This window comes from Mycobacterium syngnathidarum (assembly GCF_001942625.1).
GTDB lineage: Bacteria > Actinomycetota > Actinomycetes > Mycobacteriales > Mycobacteriaceae > Mycobacterium > Mycobacterium syngnathidarum.
On sequence record NZ_MLCL01000083.1, the window covers coordinates 21,809 to 41,546 of the forward strand.

A 19,738-nucleotide genomic window follows, 5' to 3' on the forward strand; every position below is an offset into this window, starting at 1 on the left:
CATGAGCAAATGCCCGCGGTGCTTCACTCTGCTGAGCCCGAACAATCACCTGTGGACGCTGCCGGCCCAGGCCGGTGGCACCCGCTATCGCGACGACGTCGCCTCTGCATATGTCGGTGCGCCCGCCGACTGCGGCCCGCTCTACACCTGGACCCGCGCGCCGGGCTACAACGGCCCGCCGCCGCCGGGGTCGGAGGCCAGCCGGGCGTTGCAGGGGCACGCGGTGGAGATCTGCCCGACCTGCCACTTCACGCTTCCCGACGGTTTTCGGGAGGGGCATGCCATCTGCATCGCGCTCGCCGGCGCACGGGCGACCGGCAAGAGCCTCTATATCGCGGTGCTGGTCAAGCAGCTCGAGCTGTTGTGCGAGCGCTTCGGTGTGTTGATGGAACCGGTCACCCGGGCCACCGCGCAAAACTACGCCACCAACTACGAGGGACCGCTGTACGTACAGCGGGGCCTGCTGCCGCCCACTCCGACGGTGCACACCCAGGCCCCGAATCAGCGTGAGCCACTGGTGTTCTCGATCGGTGTCTGGCACGGTGTGCGTCGCTTCCTGGTGCTGCGGGATGTGGCGGGCGAGGACCTGGAGAACGGTGATCTGCGGGCCCCGCCCTTCCAGTTCTTCGCCCACGCCGACGCGGTGTTCTTCATGTTCGACCCGCTGCGGGTCAAAGCCATTCGCGATCAGCTGCAGGACCTACTACCGCCCCAGCCGTTCAGCGGCGGTGAGCCGCGATCGGTGTTGGCCAATCTGCTGATGGCGGTCAACCCGGGCCAGCCCAAGCTCGCGGTGATCTTGTCCAAATTCGATGTGCTGCGGGCGCTGCGTGACGTGCAGGGTTCGGAATGGGCCCTGGTCATGTCGAATGGGGGAGCGGCGTTCCTGCGCGACACCTCCGACGGCAAGCGCTACGACGACGTCGACGGTCAACTGCTCGACCAAGAGGTGCGCAGCCTTTTGGTCCGGCTGCACGGCGGCTCGATCGTGGCCGGCGTCGAAAATCCGTCCTCGGGTCCGCGGTTGGCCAGCCGGTATTTCGCGGTGTCGGCACTCGGCCATGCACCCACCGGAAACCGTCTGCACGCCAGGGGCATTGCCCCGTTCCGGTGTGTGGATCCGGTGCGTTGGGTGACCTCGCAGTTCGGTGTGCTCTAGGCCCGTGGCTATGGTGGGCTGAGGTGAGCAGAGAGGTGACAGGTGGGCAAGAACGAGCGCACGAAGATCGTCATGAGCGATGACGAGATCGCCGAATTCATCGAACGCAGCCGCACCGCCACGATGGCCACGGTGTTGCCCAACGGCCGACCTCACCTGGTCGCCATGTGGTACGCGGTGCTCGACGGTGAGATCTGGTTCGAGACCAAGGCCAAGTCGCAGAAGGCGGTCAACCTGCGTCGCGACCCGACGATCACGGTGATGATCGAGGACGGCGACACCTACAACACCCTGCGGGGGGTGTCGATCGACGGCACCGCCGAGATCGTCGACGATCCGGAGACCCTGCTGCGCGTGGGGATCAGTGTGTGGGAGCGCTACACCGGTCCCTACACGGAGGAGATGCGCCCGTTCGTCGACCAGATGATGAACAACCGTATCGCCGTGCGGGTGGTGCCCAACCGGCAGCGCAGCTGGGACCACCGCAAGCTCGGGCTGCCGGAGATGCCGGTCGGCGGCAACACGGCCCAGTATCTGAACGCCTAACCCGACGGCCGCGGACGCGGTTTGAGCCGCCCGTTGGGTAGCGGCGGTGCGGGTAGCCTTGCGATGTGGCCTTGGTAGCCGTGCACGTCTCCGAAGCGTGCGTCGCCGGCCTGCCACAGTTCGCGGTAGGTCACGATGTCGTCGTGGCTGCGGCCGACGAAGTTCCACCACATCACCAGCTCTTCGGTGAACGGCGGCCCGCCCAACAGGATCGCCCGGGCCGGGCCGTCGCCGCGGTTGGTCAACTGCAGCTGCGCGCGCCCGGGCGCCTGATAGCCCAGATCGGCGACGGCCAGGGTGGTGCCGCACACCTCGATCTCGCCCTGGTCCAACAGGACGCCGTGCTCGAAGGCCGGGTCGACATCCAGCGTCAGCACCGCGCCCGGATCCAGGTCGAGCTGCGCGCCCAACAGTGGCGTGAAGGTGTGTACCGGGGAGGCCGAGTCCGCCAGCTCACCGAGAAAAACGCGGATGGTGGCGTCGTCGATGGTTTGTGGGGGTGGCGCGTAGTGGGCGAAGTCGCGCCCGGTGTCGCGAGCGGAGTCCGGCAGGGCCACCCACAGCTGCACGCCGTGCAGCAGTGTCGTCTCGGGCGTCGAGACCTCCGAGTGGCATATCCCGGCACCCGCGGTCATCAGGTTGAGTTCGCCCGGGCGAACGATGGCATGCACTCCGGCGCTGTCGCGGTGTTCGATCAGGCCTTCGAAAAGCCAACTCACTGTTTGTAATCCGGTGTGAGGGTGGGGCGCCACGTCCATGCCCCGACCGGCGGCCCGGACGTCGTGGGGTCCGTAGTGGTCGGCGAAACACCACGCACCGATCATGGACCGGTCCCGCTGCGGCAGGGTGCGCCTGACCAGCATCGCCCGGGGCCCGCCCAGCGGTACCTCCCGCGGGTGCAGAACCCCGGTGAACTCCGAGTTGGCGCACGTGACTTCGGCAGGCGCCGTGTCGGTGTTGCTCATGAACCTCACGGTAACCACGTTCAGGCGAGCCGGACGCGATAGGCGGTTAACATGGCCCGCATGACCGGGGGATTGACAGCCGAAGACGTTCGCAACACCGAATTTTCGAAGCCGCCGATGGGCAAGCGCGGTTATGACAAGAAGTCGGTGGATGATTTTCTCGCACTGGTGGCCCGGAGGCTCGACGGACGCGGCCACCTCGATGCCGACGATGTCCGAAACATCGCGTTCCCCAAGCCGCCGCTTCTTCAGCGCGGCTACAACGAGGACGATGTGGACGCTCTGCTCGATGCGGTGGTCGCCACGCTCGAGCGGTAGTCGAAGGAGAAGTTGGGGACGGTGCCGTCACTGCGCCTCGCGGCGAGTGGTCGCTCGAAGCGACGATTCTGGTGTGGGGCCCGGGGCAATGCCCGACACCGTCCGCGGGTGTAACGACATACCCCGGGCCCCTATTCCTCCCCCAGTGGAAATGTGCCCTTGCCCTGCCGTCCCCTCGAATCGGCAGCGCAAGGGCCAGACAAAAATACTGGTGTGTTGCGCCGGCTTGGGCTCAGGCGGCTTCGGGAAAGACCAGGCCCAGCTTGCGCACCGGGTAGCCGTTGCGCTCGGCCAGTGAGCGGAGCTGCTTGAGCGCGAAGGTACGGCCGCGGCCCGCCTCGGGAACCATGATGCCGGCCCAAAGTCCCTCGGCGCGAGGAAGTTCGCAGGCCTCGCGGGCACAGAGCCAGCGCCGCGGGCATTCCCGGCAGATGACCTTCGCCTGATCGTCGGGGGTGGAGGTCCACCGCTCCGGGTCACTGGTGCACACGCCGAGCGGGATGCCATTGGCCATCAGTGCGTTCATGCTCTGCTCCTGTTAGGACTTTTGTTGCGGTATGTCCCGCGTTGGGAGGAACGCTATAGCAAGAACCGTAGCGATGCAACAGTTTGATCCGAACCGCAGCGGTGCAACGCTACGGAAATTTGCAAAGGTAACGATGCTCGATCACCAGCGAAAAGGGTCTTTGGATCTAAAACCGCACGTCAGAACGCTGATGGGTACCCCGTTGTACCCGTAGCGTGAGCGCGGTTTGAGCGCGAGGGAAGCCGTAGCGTCGTGGTTGTTTGCTACGAATGCGAAAAACCCAATGCGTAGCGGTGCTGCGGTCTGGGGTTAGGATTGAGGCGTCCCGGCAACCGCTTCAGCACCTGGCTGAGGCTGAGCACATTGGCGAGGAAACAGCCCCGTATGACCGACGCTGAGTACGACCTCGCCACGGGCGAGTTCGATGTCGGACTCATTCGCGCTGGTGCTGCAGCCGCGGCCAGACGCCGCGAACTCGACATCAGCCAACGCAGTCTCGCCGCCGACGGGATCATCAATGCCGGGGCACTCATCGCGTTCGAGAAGGGCCGCAGCTGGCCCCGCGAGCGCACCCGGCTCAAGCTCGAAGAGGTGTTGCGCTGGCCGCCTGGCACCATCGCCCGGCTGCGCCAGGGCGGGCCGGTACCGGATCCGGCGATGCCTGCACCGGCGGCCGTTGAACCCCCCACCGTCGTCACCGCGCAGCCGGCCTTGGCCACCACACCGCCTGCCAATGACGAGGTACCGCTGATCGCGCAGGCGGTCCTGACGGCGGTGAACACGCTGGAGTCGACGATCGCCACGCTGCCGGCAGTCGGAGAACCCGAGTTCACGCCGCGGGTCACGTCCGTGCTCGCCGACCTGCGACAGCTCGAGGCGGTGGCCGCCCGCGCCGCGCGGCTCAGCATGGTGACGCCCGCCCTGATCAAGGCGCTCAGCGCGGTCCGGCGCCAAATCGATGAACTGACCACCCGCGCCGCCACCGCGCCGGGAGCCACCCTCGGGCAGCGCCTGTATGCCGCGCGTCGCGCGGCCAACCTGACGCTCAGTGAAACCGCAACGGCGGCAGGAGTTTCCGAGGACACCGTGGCCCGCGCCGAGGCCGAATACCCGGTAGACGCCCCCGCCGTGCACGCCTTGGAGACCCTGATCGGCGCGATGCGCTGATCAGTTGCCCGGCTAGTTGTCCCGGCGCTCGTCCTGGGTCGGGAAATGCTCGGCCAGCGCCGCGGCGATCTCCAGGAACTTGCGCCGGGTCGCGGTCGACATCTCGCGCGGATCCACGACCCCGCCGGGCCGCAGATGCCCGTCGTAGGGCACCTCGATGACGCGCTGACCCTGACCCGAGAACTGTCCGGCCAAGACGGAGCGCATGCGTTTGTCGGCGTGGCCGTCGGAATCGTTGAGCACCACGACCGTCCGCTGCAACAGGCCCGTCATCTCGTGCGCGGCCAACCAGTCTAGCGTCTGACCGGCGGTGGCGGCGCCGTCGACCCACGGTGAGGAGACCACGATCAAGCCGTCGAGATCGCGCAGCACCTCCTGGGTGACGGGCGAGTCCATGGTGGAACTGCAGTCCACCACCGAGATCGAGAAGTGTTTGTCGAGCCGCGTGGTGGCCTCGCGGTAGATGGCCGCGTCGAGCACCCGGCGACGGGCCGGGGTGCCCTCGCCGGCCAGGACGAACAGGCCGGCAGCGTTGTTGCCGACGCGACTGCGCACATCGGCGAACGAGTCCAGGTGCTTGTCGTTGGCCAGTTCCCAGTACGAGCTCTGTGCGTGCGGATCGACGCGGCTGCCGAGCTTGCCGAAGGACGTATCGGCGTCGATGGCCACCACGCGATCGTCCTGACGCAGCTGGGCGAAGATCGAGCCGACGCTGGCCGAGACCGTGGTCTTGCCGACGCCGCCCTTGCCCATCACCCCGACCTTGTAGTGGCCGCGTAGGACACCCTTGATCGTGCTCTCCAACTCGGCCTGACGAAGGTCCTCGGGCGAAGGGCCGGGGTTGATCAGGCCGAACGTGGCGCGGTACACGAACAGTCGCCAACCGCTGCCCGGTGGCTGACGCTTCGGCGGCAGCAGCTCATTGACCCGGATGCGGTCGGCATAGGAACCGGTGGGCAGTGGCGGTACACCCGGCGAGATATTTGGATCCGGCGCGAACCCGCCTTCGGCGGGCCAGGGTTGGCCGGGTGGCGGGCCGTAGGGCTGCGGCGGCGGGCCACCGGATCCCGGTGGTCGCTGAGACGGAAGCTGCCAGCCCGGGGGATGTTGCTCCCACGGATCGGGCCGGCGTTCCGGATGGCCCTGGGTGGGCGGTGGCTGGTGCGGCGGCATCGGGTGGGCATCGTGCGGAGGAGCCTGCGCCGGAGGCGGGGGTGGTGGCGGTGGTGGCGCCTGCTGTTGCGGTGGAGTCGGCGGTGCGGGGGGCGCCTCCCGGAACGTGCTGCGCGCACGCTCGGCGTCCGGGTCGGTCGGTACGACTTGGGTTGCTCCCGGGTCGTCGGGATCGCTCGTGTTCTCCGGTGGCTTCGACGGCACGAAATTGACCGGCGGGCGCCCGGGTATCGACGGCGGCGCCGGCGGCTTGCGACGCGTGGGCCGGGTGTCCGGCTCGAAATCGGATTCCTCCGGACCCGTCCAGCCGAGCTCTCTACGCAAGGTGTCGTCGGGGTCGGGCACGCCTGAATCTCCTCACCGAACTCACACACGGGAACTTTGAACGTGCTCAAGTATCGACTACAACGCGTCCGGCTTGCATGATCCGTCCACAATCGGCCCGAAATTACGGTGCAGCAAATTTGTGTGGCAAACCTCCGCCCGCTCCGATCCCGCAGCCGAGGGTGCCCGCGCAGGTGTCGCCCGGGCCCCTGCACCTGCCCCATGGCGCGCGCCACGCAGTATTGCTTGCCGCCTGCCCTCAGCGGTCGGCGAAACGATCGCTCAACTGCGATAAATCGAGGTCGAAGGATGTCCCGGGAGGCTCGGTCCAGGTGGTCGGAAGGGTCGAAATTGGTGCGCTGACCGGGTCAGATGCGCTGGTAATCTCTGTTCCGGCGAAGGGGATACGGGGCATGGGACTGCTGGGCGATATTGCCGATTTCGGCAAAGGCGTGATCGAGAACAACGTGAAGTGGACCGAGCGCGCCGCCGAGGTCGGAGAGTTCATCGTCCGCAACACCGTGGGCGCCGAACTCGAGCAGGCCGGCAGGTTCGGCGGCCAGATCGTCGACCTCAGCCAGAAGGCCGCCAGTTTCTTCGCATCCCAGATCGGCCAGCGGCTGATCAGGGCCGCCCGTTCGCCCGTCCTGGCCGCCGGTCAGCAGACCATCGAGTCGATGAAGCACAGCACCGGAGTCGGCGAACCGGAGACCGGGCAGCGCTTCGGCGACGGGGCGGACAAGCTGGACGCGGCCGGGCAGGTGCTGGCGGCGGCGTTCCCCGACGACAGCTGGAACAGCGGAGGTGCCAGCGCCTACGCCGGCCGCAACACCGAGCAGGTCGGGCGCGTTCAGACCATGCTCGGGCTGGACAACACGGTGGCCGGAGTGCTTTCCGCCGAAGCCGATCAGATCGCGGCCACCCGCGACAGCCTCGACGGGCACTCCGACTGGTTGGGCGCGATGAGCCTGCTCACCACCACCACGGGCATCATTCCGGGTTTCGGGACGGCCGCTCAGATGTCAGCCGAGGTCGCGATGGTCGCCAAGGCGGTCAGCGATTCCAGCCGCGATCTCAAGACCTTGGGCGGCCAGATCGATCAGAACGCGGCCGTATTACGCACCGCGGCAGCGCAATACGAGACCCTTGCCGGTGGCGCCGCCCCTGTCGGCGCGGAGTTCGCGCCCCCGGTCGGTGACCCGCAGGCCCCCACCCGAGCGACAGACACAGAGGCAGATCCAGAGTCCGTGGCGCCCGCCTCCACGGGTGGCGGCGGCTCCCCTTCCGGTGGAGGTGGGCCGTCGGGCGGCAGTGCTGGTGCACCCGCCGGCTCGTCGGGGCCGGTTTCGGCTCCCGCGACGCCGTCGACCACGCCGGCGGCCGCGGCGCCTCCCTCCTCACCTGCGGCCTCCGAAGCAGCTGGTGCGCTCGGCGGGCTTCTGGGGTCATTGGTGAGCCCACTCGGCGGAATCCTGGGCGGCGTACTGCAGGCCGCCGGCCAGGCGGCGACCCAGGCGGCACAGATGGGCAGTCAGGCGGCCGGGCAGCTGGGGAGCCCCGCGGCCGGTGCGGCCCAGCTCGACAAAGCGTCGGACATCGCCGACGCCGCAACCGACGGCCACGACCGGGAGGACCGCGACGGCCGCGACAAAGACGACAAAGACGACCAAGACGAGAGGGACGACAAGACGGAAGGCGAAGGCACGGACGGCGAGCCCGAACAGGGTCGGCCCGACGGCTCGGCCGGGGCGGATTCGGCGGGTGGACCGGCTGATCCGCTGGGCGCGGGTGCCGATGAGGAGACCGCCAAGACACTTCCGCCCGACCTCGAAGCGGTGGCCGCCGGCCGTGGCCTCGCGGGCCAGGCTCCGGTGCATGTCGGGGCGGATTTCGAGCAGGGCCAGCTGCATATGGCAGCGGCGGCTACATTAGATCGCGGTGTACCCGGATCTGCGGCCGTGATCGACAGGTAAGAATCCGGGGACAGGGATCGAGGGGAATTTTCATGGCGGGTGATTTGCGGGTTGCCACCGCTCATTTGCACGAGCTATCGGCCAAGCAAGGCCAGGCGGCGACCAGCTTGGCCGCGGCCACCGGAGTTGTCGACGGGGTCGACGCTTCGGTGCGCGTCACACACGGGCCGATTTCGTCGTCGACGGCGGCGGCCGTGGCGGCCGCGCTGCACGCGCGTCGGGCTGCGGGTACCGGTATGGCCAGGGTGTCGCTGGACCTCGGGGAGAAGCTCACTCGCGCAGCGGGGGGCTACGACCACACGGATTCGACGACGGCCGGCGCCCTCCGCGGAACCGTTCGGTAGGGGAGCACTGATGACCAATTCCTTCAGCGCTGACGCCAACACCGCGGCGATCGACGATGTCGTCGGGGCCGAACTGACCATCGACGGAATCCTCGTCGTAGCCGACAAGCTGGGCCTGACCGATTTCCCGCCATCGATGGGAATCCGGTTGAACATCCCGCAACCCGACCTGCGCAAGGTCGTGTGGGAGCAGGTTGAGCGCGATCTCACGGCTCAGGGGGTGCTGGACGTCTTCGGCAACCCTCACCCGGAGGTGGCTGCAATGCTCGACACCTTGAGCCGGCCCGAACGCACGTTGGAGGGGCGCTGGTGGCGTCGCGACGCGGGCGGGAAGATGCTCCGGTTCGTGGTGTGCCGCAAGGGTGGTCGGCACGTGGTCGCCGCCCGCGACAACGACATGCTGGTGCTGCAGCGGGTGGCCGCGCAGGTGGGTCTGGCGGGCATGGTGACAACCGTGCTCGGTGAAGGCATGCCGGCCAGCGTCGAGCCGTTGACCGGCGTCGCCGAGACCCTGGCCAACTGCCGGACAGCCGACGAGCTCACCGGTTACGGCATTCCGCCGACCTCGGCACGGGTATACGCCAACATCATCTCCGAGCCGGAGAGCTGGGTGGAGCTCGTGGTGTCCGAGCGGAACCCGGGCGGCACCACCTCTCAGGTCGACGTGGCAGCGGGAGTGCTCGATTCCAAGCAGGGACGCATCGTGTCCATCCCGCGCCGGGTGAACGGGGAGCTCTACGGCAGCTTCCTGACCGGCACCAGGGACAATCTGCAGCGGGCCCTTGACGCGCTGGTCGAGTTCCTGCCCTCGGGCTCGTGGTTCGACAAGTCCGAGCCGGACAGCTCCTACCTGCACTGAAAGAGGCCGCCACGGTGGGTGACTTTCCGCCACATCATCCGGACGACGATGACGATTATCAGGATCTCTCGGCGCTGGACTTCGCGTCCTCGGACGACAACTCGGACGCAGCGGCTCTGGATGCGCTCGGAACGTACGACGACGACGGTGTCGTATTCGGCGACCCCGCGTCGGACGACACAGACAGCGGCGACGGTGGGGACTCGGAGGAATCTGTCGACGAGGACGAGAACCTTGCGGTGCCGCTGTTCACCGTCACCAACCCGCCAGAAACCGTCACGGTGACGGCTTTCATGGACGGTCGGGTCCAGCAGATCGAGCTGGCACCCAAAGTCACCAACCTGACCGAACGGGATCTCGCCGAGGAGATTCTCGTGATCGCGGGCCTGGCTGCTCAACAGGCCAAATCCGCGCAGTACTCGTTCATGCTCGCAGGCATGCGTGAGCATGGGCACGACGACGCGGCGACCCGCGACTTTCTGACCCGCGACCTGGATCTGCTCACCCCAGAGCAAGCCGATGATGCTCGGGCCCAGGTCTTTTCGACTCGCTATGGAGGCGATCATGGTTGACCACCTCGCTGGGATGTTCGGCTCGGCAGTCGGGATGCTGAGCAGTTCCCCGGCCCGTGCGCTCGAGATATTCACCGAGATCACCAATTACGACGAATCCGCGTGTGATGGGTGGGTCGGCCGGATCCGCTGCGGCGACAACGATCGCGTGACGCTGTTCCGGGCCTGGTATTCGCGCTCGAACTTCGGCCAGCTGGCCGGTTCGGCCGAGATCTCGATGAACAGTGTCGGTGCGAGGATCCCCATCGGTGGCATCTACGGCAAGGACATCTCCTACCCGATCAACTCACCGCTGTCGATCACCATGGGCTTCGCCGTGCAGGAGGCCGCAGAGGGCAACTATGCCGATGCGATGGAGGCGTTGGAAGACGCCCCGTCCGCCGGTTCCGATCATCTGGTGGCCTGGGTCAAGGCCGTGATCTACGGTGCGGCGCAACGCTGGACGGATGTCATCGACCAGGTGCGCGGCGCCGATCACTGGCCGGACAAGTTCCTTGCCGCCGCGGCCGGGGTGGCACACGGGGTGGCGGCGGCCAACCTGGGGCTGTTCACAGAGGCTGACCGTAGGCTCACCGAGGCCAATGACACACCGGCCGGCCAGGCGTGTGCACCGGCCATCGCGTGGTATCTGGCGATGGCCCGGCGCTACCAGGGCAACGAGGAGTCGGCCCAGGTGCTGCTGGAGTGGCTGCAGGCGAACTTCCCGGAGCCCAAAGTCACTGCCGCACTGCGTGATCCAGCTTACCGGCTGGAGACCATCACCCCCGAGAAGATCGCCGCCCGCACCGACCCCTGGGATCCTTCCAGCGTGGTGGCCGACACCTCCGGGCGGGACAGGCTGTTGGCCGAGGCGCAGGCGGAGCTGGACAAGCAGATCGGGCTGGGCCGGGTCAAGGAACAGATCGAGGCCTACCGGGCGGCCACCCAGATGGCCAGGATCCGTGCTGCGCGCGGTATGAAGGTGGCCCAGACCTCCAAGCACATGATCTTCGCCGGCCCGCCGGGTACCGGTAAGACGACGATCGCGCGGGTGGTGGCCAACATCCTGGCGGGTCTCGGGGTCATCGCCGAGCCGAAGCTGATCGAGACGTCGCGTAAGGATTTCGTCGCCGAGTACGAGGGTCAGTCGGCGGTGAAGACGGCCAAGACGATCGACCGGGCGCTGGGCGGTGTGCTGTTCATCGACGAGGCTTACACCTTGGTGCAGGAGCGCGACGGTCGCGCCGACCCGTTCGGCACCGAAGCACTGGATACCCTGCTGGCCCGGATGGAGAACGACCGCGACCGGTTGGTGGTCATCATCGCCGGGTACAGCAACGACATCGATCGCCTGCTGGAGACCAACGACGGCCTGCGGTCGCGGTTCGCCACCCGCATCGAGTTCGATTCGTACTCGCCCGATGACATCGTCGAGATCACGAAAGTCATTGCCAAGGCCAATGATTCACAGCTGGATGACGAGGCGGCCAAGCGGGTCCACGAGGCGGCGAGCCTGCTGAGCCAGCGCACACTCAACGGCAAGCCGGCGCTGGACATCGCCGGCAACGGGCGCTACGCCCGGCAGCTGGTGGAGGCCGGTGAGCAGAACCGTGACATGCGGTTGGCCCGGTCGCTGGACTTCGAGAACCTGGGCGTCGAACAGCTCAGTGAGGTCAACGGAGAAGACATGGCAGCGGCGATCGCGGGAGTTCATGCCCGCCTGAACATCGGCGGATAGCGATGGCAGGTTTCCGGCTCACCACCAAGGTCCAGGTCAGCGGCTGGCGTTTTCTGCTGCGACGCGTCGAGCACGCCATCGTGCGCCGGGACACCCGGATGTTCGACGATCCACTGCAGTTCTACAGCCGCGCGGTGTTCGCCGGCATCGTGGTCTCGATACTGATCTGCCTGGGCGCGGGCCTGATGGCGTATTTCAAGCCGCTGGGCAAGCGCGGCACCGACCAACTCGTGGTGGATCGCACCACCAACCAGCTCTACGTGATGCTGTCCGGCAGCAATGTGCTGCGGCCGGTGTACAACCTGACGTCGGCTCGGTTGGCCCTCGGCAATTCGGGCACCCCGTCGGCGGTGAAGTCCGAGGAGCTCAATCGGATGCCCAAGGGGCAGCCGATCGGTATTCCGGGTGCGCCGTATGCCACGCCGACGGGCGTGCCCGCGTCGCGCTGGACGCTGTGTGACACCGTCGCCAAGCCGGACAGCTCGGCGCCCAAGGTGGAGTCTTCGATCCTGATCCGTTCGCTGACAACGGATTCCGCCGTCGGCCCAATGGGTCCGAACCAGGGCATGCTGGTGTCCTTCGAGGGGGACAACTGGCTGGTTACCGCCGACGGCCGGCACAGCATCGACCTGTCCGACCGGGCGGTGAGCTCCGCGGTGGGCATCCCGGTCACCGCCAGGGCCACCCCGGTGTCCGAAGGCCTGTTCAACGCACTGTCGAACATGGGACCGTGGCAGCTGCCGATGATCCCGGCCGCCGGTGCGCCGAATACCGTTGGGCTGCCGGAGAATCTGGTGATCGGGTCGGTGTTCCAGACGGCCACCGAATCCGAACCGCAGCATTACGTGGTGCTGCCGGACGGGGTGGCCCGCGTCAACCCGACCACGGCTGCGGCCTTGCGCGCCACCAACTCTTACGGGTTGTTGCAGCCGCCGTCGGTCGAGGCCAGCGTGGTCGCCAAGATCACCGAGCGGGTGTACGGCTCGCCGCTGCCGGACAAGCCGCTCGAGGTGTTGCTGCGTCAGGACTCGCCGGTGCTGTGTTGGGCCTGGCAGCGGGAACCGGGCGATCAGGCACCGAAGACCAGCGTCATCGCGGGCCGTCGCCTGCCGCTCCCGTCGTCTGCGGTCGGCACCGGCATCGACCAGATCGGCGGTGACGCAACGGTGTACATCGAAGGCGGCCAGTTCGTCCGCCTGCAGTCACCGGATCCCCGGGTGGGCGAGAGCCTGTATTACATCGACCCGCAGGGAGTGCGGTACGGCGTGGCCAATGACGACGCCGCGAAAAATCTGGGCTTGTCGGGTGCGGTGAATGCACCGTGGCAGGTCGTGGGGCTGCTGGTGGAGGGCCCGGTGTTGTCGAAGGATGCAGCGCTGCTCGAGCACGACACGCTGCCCGCCGACCCGAATCCGCGCAAAGTCGAAAGCAAGCAAGGCTCATGACGACCAAGAAATTCACCCCGACCATCAAGCGGGGGCCGCGGCTGACACCGGGTGAGATCAACGTCGCCGCACCAGATGACCTCGGCATCGACATCCCGCCCTCGGGCATGCAGAAAGCCATGCCCTGGGTCATGGGTGGCTGCATGATCGGCATGATCGCGATCATGATCTTCACCGGTGTGCGTCAGCTGTCCCCGTACATGCTGATGATGCCGCTGATGATGATCATGGGCACGGTCGGTTTCATGTCCAGCGGTGGCGGCGGCGGCAAGAAGGTCCCCGAAATCAACGCCGACCGCAAGGAATACCTGCGATACCTGGCCGGCCTGCGCACCCGGGTGACCGCGTCGGCGTCGGCTCAGGTGGCGTTCTTCGGTTACCACGCACCGCATCCCGACGATCTGCTGTCGATCATCGGTACGCACCGGCAGTGGTCGCGGCAGGCCAACTCGGATTTCTACGCCGCAACCCGGATCGGTATCGGCGCCGAGATCGCGGTGGACCGGCTGCTCAAGCCGAACACCAGCGGGGAGCTGGCCGGTCCACAGGGTGCGCCACAGCCGCACCTGGAGCCCGTCAGCCACATGTGGGTGACCAAGTTCCTGCGCACCCACGGCCTGATCCAGGATTGCCCGAAACTTGTTCAGCTGCGGACATTTCCGACCATCGCCGTCGGCGGTGACATCCAGGGCGCGGCGGGGCTGCTGACCGCGATGATCTGTCATCTGGCGGTGTTCCATCCGCCAGACCTGCTGCAGATCCGGGTGCTCACCGACAACCCGGAGGACCCGAACTGGTCGTGGCTCAAGTGGTTGCCGCACGCGCAGCACCAGACCGACACCGACGCGGCCGGGCCCACCCGGCTGGTCTACACCCGGCCCGACGGCCTGAGCGATCTGACCGCACGCGGCCCGCACAGCGCCGACTCGGTGCCCGGCGGCCCGTATGTGATCGTGGTGGACCTGACCGGCGGCAAGGCCGGCTTCCCGGTCGACGGCCGGGCCGGCGTCACCGTGCTCACCCTGGGCAACCACCGCGGCTCGGCCTACCGGCTGCGGGTCGACGCGGACGGCACGGCCGACGACAAGCTGCCCAACCAGAACTACCGCGAGGTGACGCGAGTCGTCGACCGGATGACCCCGGCGCAGGCCGGCCGGGTGGCCCGCAAGCTTGCCGGCTGGTCGATCACCGGCACGATCATCGACAAGAACGTCCGGGTGCAGAAGAAGGTCTCCAAGGAATGGCACCACCTGGTCGGCGCCAAGTCGGTGGAAGAGGTGACCCCGGCGCGTTGGCGGATGTTCACCGACACCGACCGGGACCGGCTCAAGATCCCGTTCGGCCACGAGCTCAAGACCGGCGAGGTGATGAAGCTCGACATCAAGGAGGGCGCCGAGTTCGGTGCGGGCCCGCACGGCATGTTGATCGGGACCACCGGTTCGGGCAAGTCGGAATTCCTGCGCACCATGATCTTGTCGCTGGTGGCCACCCACCACCCCGACCAGATCAACCTGCTGCTCACCGACTTCAAGGGCGGTTCGACCTTCCTGGGTATGGAAAAGCTCCCGCACACCGCGGCTGTCGTGACCAACATGGAAGAGGAAGCCGAGCTGGTCGGCCGTATGGGCGAGGTGCTCACCGGTGAGCTCGACCGTCGTCAGCAGATCCTGCGTCAGGCCGGCATGCAGGTCGGTGCCGCCGGTGCGCTGTCGGGTGTGGCCGAGTACGAGAAGCACCGCGAGCGTGGTGCGGACCTCCCGCCGTTGCCGACGCTGTTCGTGGTGGTCGACGAGTTCGCCGAGCTGCTGCAGAACCATCCGGACTTCATCGGACTGTTCGACCGGATCTGCCGCGTGGGTCGCTCGCTGCGGGTGCACCTGCTGCTGGCCACCCAGTCGCTGAACACCGGCGGTGTCCGCATCGACAAGCTCGAGCCCAACCTGACGTACCGAATTGCGTTGCGTACCACCAGCTCTGCGGAGTCCAAGGCGGTGATCGGCACACCGGAGGCGCAGTACATCACCAACAAGGAGAGTGGTGTCGGGTTCCTTCGGGTGGGCATGGAAGACCCGGTGAAGTTCAGCACCCTCTACACCGGCGCCAACTACGTGCCCGAGGTGGAGGATTCCGGGGACGGTGAGGCCAGGCCTCGCGAGAAGCGCCAGACCCGTTTGCGCATCCACCAGTTCACGACGACCCCGATCTTCGATACGGCGGTGAGCTAGCCATGAGTACTGACGCCGAACCCAGGGTGTTGCGCGAGGTCGTCCTCGAGCAGCTGGGCACCGGTGAGAGCCGCGCCTACAAGATGTGGCTGCCGCCGCTGACCGACCCGACACCGGTCAATGAACTGATCGAGCGTGACTACCAGCGCGCGCCGTTGCGTTTCGCGCTGGGAATCATGGACGAGCCGCGCCGGCACCGGCAGGACATCTGGGGCGTCGACGTCTCGGCGGCCGGCGGCAACATCGCGATCGGCGGTGCGCCGCAGACCGGGAAATCGACGTTCCTGCAGACGCTGATGTTGTCGGCCGCGGCCACCCACACGCCGCGCCAGGTGCAGTTCTACTGCATCGATCTCGGCGGTGGTGGCTTGATGTACATGGAGGATCTGCCGCATGTGGGTGGCGTGGCCACCCGCGCCGAACCCGACCGGGTCAACCGGGTGGTGGCCGAGGTCAAAGCGGTGCTGAGGGCCCGCGAGCAGGTGTTCAAGCAGTACCGCGTCGGCTCGATAGCGTCCTACCGCGAGATGCGGGACGACCCGAACAACGCGGCCGCGCAGGATCCGTTCGGTGACGTGTTCTTGGTGATCGACGGCTGGCCGGCCTTCGTGGCCGAGTTCCCCGATCTGGAACCGGCTGTGCAGGATCTGGCCGGTCAGGGTTTGGCGTACGGCGTGCATGTCATCATCTCCACGCCGCGCTGGACGGAGCTCAAGTCACGTGTGCGCGATTACCTGGGCACCAAGGTGGAGTTCCGTCTGGGTGACGTGAACGAGACCCAGATCGACCGGATCACCCGCGATATCCCGGCCAATCGTCCGGGTCGTGCCGTCTCCCTCGAGAAGCATCACCTGATGATCGGGGTGCCCCGGTTGGACGGTGTGCACAGCGCCGCCAACATCGTCGACGCCATCTCGGCGGGCGTGCAGCAGGTGGCCGCGCGTCACACCGATCAGGCACCGCAGGTGCGGGTGCTCCCGGACCGGATCTACCTGCATCAGCTCGACCCGAACCCGCCGGGACCGGATTCGGATTACCGGACGCGCTGGCAGGTACCGCTGGGGCTGCGCGAGTCGGACCTCACGGTGGCCTACAACCAGATGAACTCGACGCCGCACCTGCTGATCTTCGGCGCTCCCAAGTCGGGCAAGACCACGATTGCGCATGCGGTGGCCAAGGCGATCTGCAGTCGCAACAGCCCCGATCAGGTCAGGTTCATGCTGGCCGACTACCGGTCGGGCCTGCTCGATGCGGTGCCCGAGTCGCATTTGCTGGCGGCCGGCGCGATCAACCGCAACAGCGCCTCGCTGGAGGAGGCGATCAAGGCGCTGGCGACCAACTTGAAGAAGCGGTTGCCGCCGCCGGACCTGACCACCGCGCAGCTGCGGGCGCGGTCATGGTGGAGCGGGCCCGACATCGTGCTGCTGGTCGACGACTGGCACATGATCACCGCCGCCGCCGGCATGATGTCGCCGATGGCGCCGCTCGGTCCGCTGCTTCCGGCAGCCGCCGATATCGGCTTGCACGTCATTGCGACATGCCAGATGAGCCTGGCGCACCGGGCAACGATGGACAAGTTCGTCGGCGCCGCCTACGGCGCCGGTTCGCCGACTTTGTTCCTGTCCGGCGAGAAGAACGACTTCCCGTCGCGGGAGATCATTGTCAAGAAAAGGCCGCCTGGCCAGGCATTTATGGTCGCGCCGGACGGCAAGGAGGTCATTCAGGCGTCCTATGTCGATCCGCCCGCCGAATAAGTGTTCTCAGCACTCCGAAACTGCAGTTAGTATTTACCCAACGCACTCAGCAACGCTGGCGGCGGCCCGCCAGCAAAGGGATCGGGGGACAGGTTCCTTGGCGACTTGGCAAACTCCATGCCAGGTCGGTCTTGAGTGCTTGTCCCTGGTTATTTGCAATCGAAACAGGGGAGCAAGCAAATGCAACCGATGATGCACAACCCGGGCGCCGAAGGTGTTGCGGCACAGGTGATCGCAAACGCGGCCCGTGGTCTGGCCGGCGGCACCACGGCTTCTGCGGCCGTCACCGCGCTGGTTCCGGCCGGCGCTGACGAGGTCTCGGCCATGGCGGCCATGGCCTTCGCCAGCGAGGGGGTCGAGGCCCTTACGGCGAACTCGTTCGCCCAGGAGGAGCTGACCCGCGCGGGTGCGGCGTTCCAGGAGATCGCGGGCATCTACAACGCGGTCGACGCGGCCCAGGCCACCACGCTTTAGCACGTCGTAGGCATATTCGTCTTCAGATAGGGTCATCGAGTCATGGTTGCGGCACCACCCGTCCCACCGACCTGGTTCGCGTTGCCTCCAGAGATCAACACCGCCCGCTTGATGGTCGGTGCTGGTCCGGCACCGATGCTCCAGGCGGCCACGGGTTGGGAGGGGCTGGCGATCCTGCTCGAGACCCAGGCTGACGAACTTGCCGGTGCGCTGAGCAACTTGACCGCGGTGTGGAGCGGCACGGCAAGTGAGCGTGCGGTCGCTGCGACCATGCCGATGATCATGTGGCTGCGAACCATGGCACTGCAGGCTCAGAAGCGGGCTCTGCAGGCCGGCGCCCAGGCGAGTTCGTACAGCCTGGCGTTGGCGACCACTCCGCCGATTCCGGAGATCGAGCAGAACCACGTCACTCACGCGGTCCTGGAAGCCACCAACTTCCTGGGCATCAATACGATGCCGATCGGGCTCAACGAGATGGACTACTTCGTCCGGATGTGGAACCAGGCGGCCGGGGCGATGGAGGCGTACCACGCCGAAACGACCGTCAACCTGCTGTTCGAGCCGATCATGCCGATGATGCCGATCGTGCTGCCCGGAATCGGAGAGACCACCGCGGCGGCGGCGCTCGCGTCGACCGCTCCGCGGACGGCAATGGGTGCGGCCCGCAACATGACGATCGAAGGCATCAGTGCCATATCGACGATGTCATCGATCAAGTTGGCCACCGGCAATGCCGCCGCGCAGGCCAATCATGCCGAGCAGCGGGCGATGGGCGCGGCGAGCAAGGGCGAGAACGCCGGGCAGCAGGAAAAGGATCCGTCTGAGAAGAACCCGATGCAGCAGGGCATGCAGATGGTCATGCAGATGGGGCAGCAGGGCGGGCAGCTCGCGGGGCAGATCCCGCAGATGCTCCAGTCCCAGATGCAGACCTTCACCCAGCCGCTGCAGCAGGTGACCCAGATGGTCAGCCAGTTCTCCGGCATGGGCGGCAGTCAGTCGGGCATGCAGTCCGGGCTGATGGGGGCGATGCCGTTCTCGAACCATCCGCTGGCCGGCGGCACCGGTGCGAGTTCGGGAGCGGGCCTGGTGCGCGCGGCGTCGCTGCCGGGTGCGCTCGGGTCCCCGCCGCGCACAGCGCTGTTGTCGAGCATGTTGGGCATCAGCGGGGAGGCCAAGCCGGCGATGTCGGCCATGGCCGCGGGTCCGACGGGCCCGATGGCGCCGGTGGGTGCCGGCGGCGGCGGTGGGGCCGGTGCACCGGTGCACGCCGCCAAGAAAGAAGAACAGAGTGGCGGCACGAAAGACGGATTGATCGCGCCGACCGCTCTCACATATGACCAAACAGATGACGCCGACGACGACTGGTAGGCGTCCACGTCAAGACTTTCCGGCCACCCGGCCGGAGGACTCGCCAAATTTCCATCTGGTGAGGACAAAGGGAAAATAAGGGGAATCCAACATGGCACAGATGAATACAGATGCCGCCGTCCTCGCCAAGGAGGCTGGTAATTTCGAGCGCATCTCCGGTGAGCTCAAGAGCGTCATCGCACAGGTCGAGTCGACCGGTGGCACCTTGGCCGCTCAGATGCAGGGTCAGGCCGGCACGGCCGCTCAGGCGGCGCTCGCCCGCTTCCACGAGGCTGCTGACAAGCAGATCCAGGAGCTGAACGAGATCTCGACCAACATCCACACCTCGGGTACTCAGTACACGAGCACCGACGACGATCAGGCCGGCAACCTGGCCTCGTCGATGAACATCTGACCTAACTGACCTCGAGAACGGAGACAAGACATGACAGAACAGGTTTGGAATTTCGCCGGTATCGAAGGTGGCGCCAGTGAGATCCAGGGCGCCGTCAGCACCACCGCCGGCCTGCTGGACGAAGGCAAGGGCTCGCTCGCTGCGCTCGCCTCGGCGTGGGGTGGCTCGGGTTCGGAGGCCTACCAGGCCGTTCAGACCCGTTGGGACAGCACCTCCAACGAGCTGAACCAGGCGCTGCAGAATCTCGCCCAGACCATCAGCGAGGCGGGACAGACCATGTCCCAGACCGAGGCCGGCGTCACGGGAATGTTTGCCTGACACTGCTCGGTATCAAGCATGCTTTTGGTGGGCGGGTACTCGGTCTATCTGGTGATAGCCGAACCCGCCCACCACTTGTGCTTGGGTGTAAAGATCTAACCACTTGTATTTGACTAT

19 protein-coding genes are annotated in these 19,738 nt (G+C 66.8%); 16 read left to right on the plus strand and 3 right to left on the minus strand.

Annotated elements, in window-relative coordinates:
- Nucleotide 1 precedes the first annotated feature (1 nt).
- Both BKG60_RS23490 and BKG60_RS23495 read left to right on the plus strand, forming a co-directional pair.
- Nucleotides 2–1,159, plus strand: a complete 1,158-nt coding sequence (locus tag BKG60_RS23490) for a hypothetical protein (RefSeq protein ID WP_075910082.1) — start codon at nucleotides 2–4, stop codon at nucleotides 1,157–1,159.
- A 42-nt stretch (nucleotides 1,160–1,201) separates the two neighbouring features.
- On the plus strand, nucleotides 1,202–1,705 hold the full coding sequence (locus tag BKG60_RS23495; protein WP_070185342.1) for a pyridoxamine 5'-phosphate oxidase family protein: 504 nt from the start codon (nucleotides 1,202–1,204) through the stop codon (nucleotides 1,703–1,705).
- On the opposite strand, the gene BKG60_RS23500 is transcribed toward BKG60_RS23495, so the two are convergent.
- Nucleotides 1,702–2,670 (minus strand): pirin family protein, encoded by a 969-nt coding sequence (locus BKG60_RS23500; protein WP_075910083.1) that lies wholly within the window; start codon nucleotides 2,668–2,670, stop codon nucleotides 1,702–1,704. The two genes, BKG60_RS23495 and BKG60_RS23500, sit on opposite strands and share 4 nt — an antisense overlap.
- A gap of 51 nt (nucleotides 2,671–2,721) precedes the next feature.
- Between BKG60_RS23500 and BKG60_RS23505 the strand changes: the two genes are divergently transcribed.
- Nucleotides 2,722–2,988 carry a DivIVA domain-containing protein gene (locus BKG60_RS23505; RefSeq protein WP_075910084.1) on the plus strand — a complete coding sequence of 89 codons (267 nt, stop codon included), beginning with the start codon at nucleotides 2,722–2,724 and terminating at the stop codon, nucleotides 2,986–2,988.
- 232 nt (nucleotides 2,989–3,220) lie between these two features.
- On the opposite strand, the gene BKG60_RS23510 is transcribed toward BKG60_RS23505, so the two are convergent.
- Nucleotides 3,221–3,514 (minus strand): WhiB family transcriptional regulator, encoded by a 294-nt coding sequence (locus BKG60_RS23510; RefSeq protein ID WP_019344794.1) that lies wholly within the window; start codon nucleotides 3,512–3,514, stop codon nucleotides 3,221–3,223.
- A gap of 384 nt (nucleotides 3,515–3,898) precedes the next feature.
- Between BKG60_RS23510 and BKG60_RS23515 the strand changes: the two genes are divergently transcribed.
- Nucleotides 3,899–4,681, plus strand: a complete 783-nt coding sequence (locus tag BKG60_RS23515; RefSeq protein ID WP_070185339.1) for a helix-turn-helix domain-containing protein — start codon at nucleotides 3,899–3,901, stop codon at nucleotides 4,679–4,681.
- Between the two features lie 12 nt (nucleotides 4,682–4,693).
- Here the strand turns inward: BKG60_RS23515 and BKG60_RS23520 are convergent, their stop codons facing one another.
- Nucleotides 4,694–6,199, minus strand: a complete 1,506-nt coding sequence (locus BKG60_RS23520) for a MinD/ParA family ATP-binding protein (RefSeq protein WP_075910085.1) — start codon at nucleotides 6,197–6,199, stop codon at nucleotides 4,694–4,696.
- A gap of 392 nt (nucleotides 6,200–6,591) precedes the next feature.
- On the opposite strand from BKG60_RS23520, the gene BKG60_RS23525 reads away from it, so the two are divergent.
- From BKG60_RS23525 to BKG60_RS23580, 12 genes are all read left to right on the plus strand, one after another.
- Nucleotides 6,592–8,151, plus strand: a complete 1,560-nt coding sequence (locus BKG60_RS23525; RefSeq protein ID WP_070185150.1) for an EspA/EspE family type VII secretion system effector — start codon at nucleotides 6,592–6,594, stop codon at nucleotides 8,149–8,151.
- A 32-nt stretch (nucleotides 8,152–8,183) separates the two neighbouring features.
- Entirely contained in the window at nucleotides 8,184–8,495 is a 312-nt protein-coding gene (locus BKG60_RS23530) for a type VII secretion target (protein ID WP_070185149.1), read from the plus strand.
- A gap of 10 nt (nucleotides 8,496–8,505) precedes the next feature.
- Entirely contained in the window at nucleotides 8,506–9,354 is an 849-nt protein-coding gene (locus BKG60_RS23535; protein WP_070185148.1) for an ESX secretion-associated protein EspG, read from the plus strand.
- Between the two features lie 14 nt (nucleotides 9,355–9,368).
- The gene (locus BKG60_RS23540; protein ID WP_070185147.1) at nucleotides 9,369–9,926 is read left to right on the plus strand and encodes a secretion protein EspD; all 558 of its coding nucleotides are present in this window, start codon (nucleotides 9,369–9,371) and stop codon (nucleotides 9,924–9,926) included.
- Nucleotides 9,919–11,643: a type VII secretion AAA-ATPase EccA gene (gene eccA / locus BKG60_RS23545; RefSeq protein ID WP_075910090.1), complete on the plus strand. Its 1,725-nt coding sequence runs from the start codon at nucleotides 9,919–9,921 to the stop codon at nucleotides 11,641–11,643. The genes BKG60_RS23540 and eccA overlap by 8 nt, the downstream gene beginning before the upstream one ends.
- Nucleotides 11,644–11,645: 2 nt before the next feature.
- Nucleotides 11,646–13,088, plus strand: coding sequence for a type VII secretion protein EccB (gene eccB, locus BKG60_RS23550; RefSeq protein WP_070185146.1), 1,443 nt, complete (start codon nucleotides 11,646–11,648; stop codon nucleotides 13,086–13,088).
- The gene (gene eccCa, locus BKG60_RS23555) at nucleotides 13,085–15,313 is read left to right on the plus strand and encodes a type VII secretion protein EccCa (RefSeq protein WP_070185145.1); all 2,229 of its coding nucleotides are present in this window, start codon (nucleotides 13,085–13,087) and stop codon (nucleotides 15,311–15,313) included. The genes eccB and eccCa overlap by 4 nt, the downstream gene beginning before the upstream one ends.
- Before the next feature lie 2 nt (nucleotides 15,314–15,315).
- Complete coding sequence (gene eccCb, locus BKG60_RS23560; protein ID WP_070185144.1) at nucleotides 15,316–17,067, plus strand: type VII secretion protein EccCb; 1,752 nt, start codon at nucleotides 15,316–15,318, stop codon at nucleotides 17,065–17,067.
- Between the two features lie 180 nt (nucleotides 17,068–17,247).
- Nucleotides 17,248–17,541 carry a PE family protein gene (locus BKG60_RS23565; protein WP_070185143.1) on the plus strand — a complete coding sequence of 98 codons (294 nt, stop codon included), beginning with the start codon at nucleotides 17,248–17,250 and terminating at the stop codon, nucleotides 17,539–17,541.
- A 42-nt stretch (nucleotides 17,542–17,583) separates the two neighbouring features.
- Entirely contained in the window at nucleotides 17,584–18,909 is a 1,326-nt protein-coding gene (locus tag BKG60_RS23570; protein ID WP_075910086.1) for a PPE family protein, read from the plus strand.
- A gap of 91 nt (nucleotides 18,910–19,000) precedes the next feature.
- A complete protein-coding gene (locus BKG60_RS23575) occupies nucleotides 19,001–19,303 on the plus strand; it encodes a WXG100 family type VII secretion target (RefSeq protein ID WP_070185141.1) in 303 nt (100 codons plus the stop codon).
- A gap of 30 nt (nucleotides 19,304–19,333) precedes the next feature.
- Entirely contained in the window at nucleotides 19,334–19,621 is a 288-nt protein-coding gene (locus BKG60_RS23580; RefSeq protein ID WP_070185140.1) for a WXG100 family type VII secretion target, read from the plus strand.
- The last annotated feature ends 117 nt before the right edge of the window (nucleotides 19,622–19,738 follow it).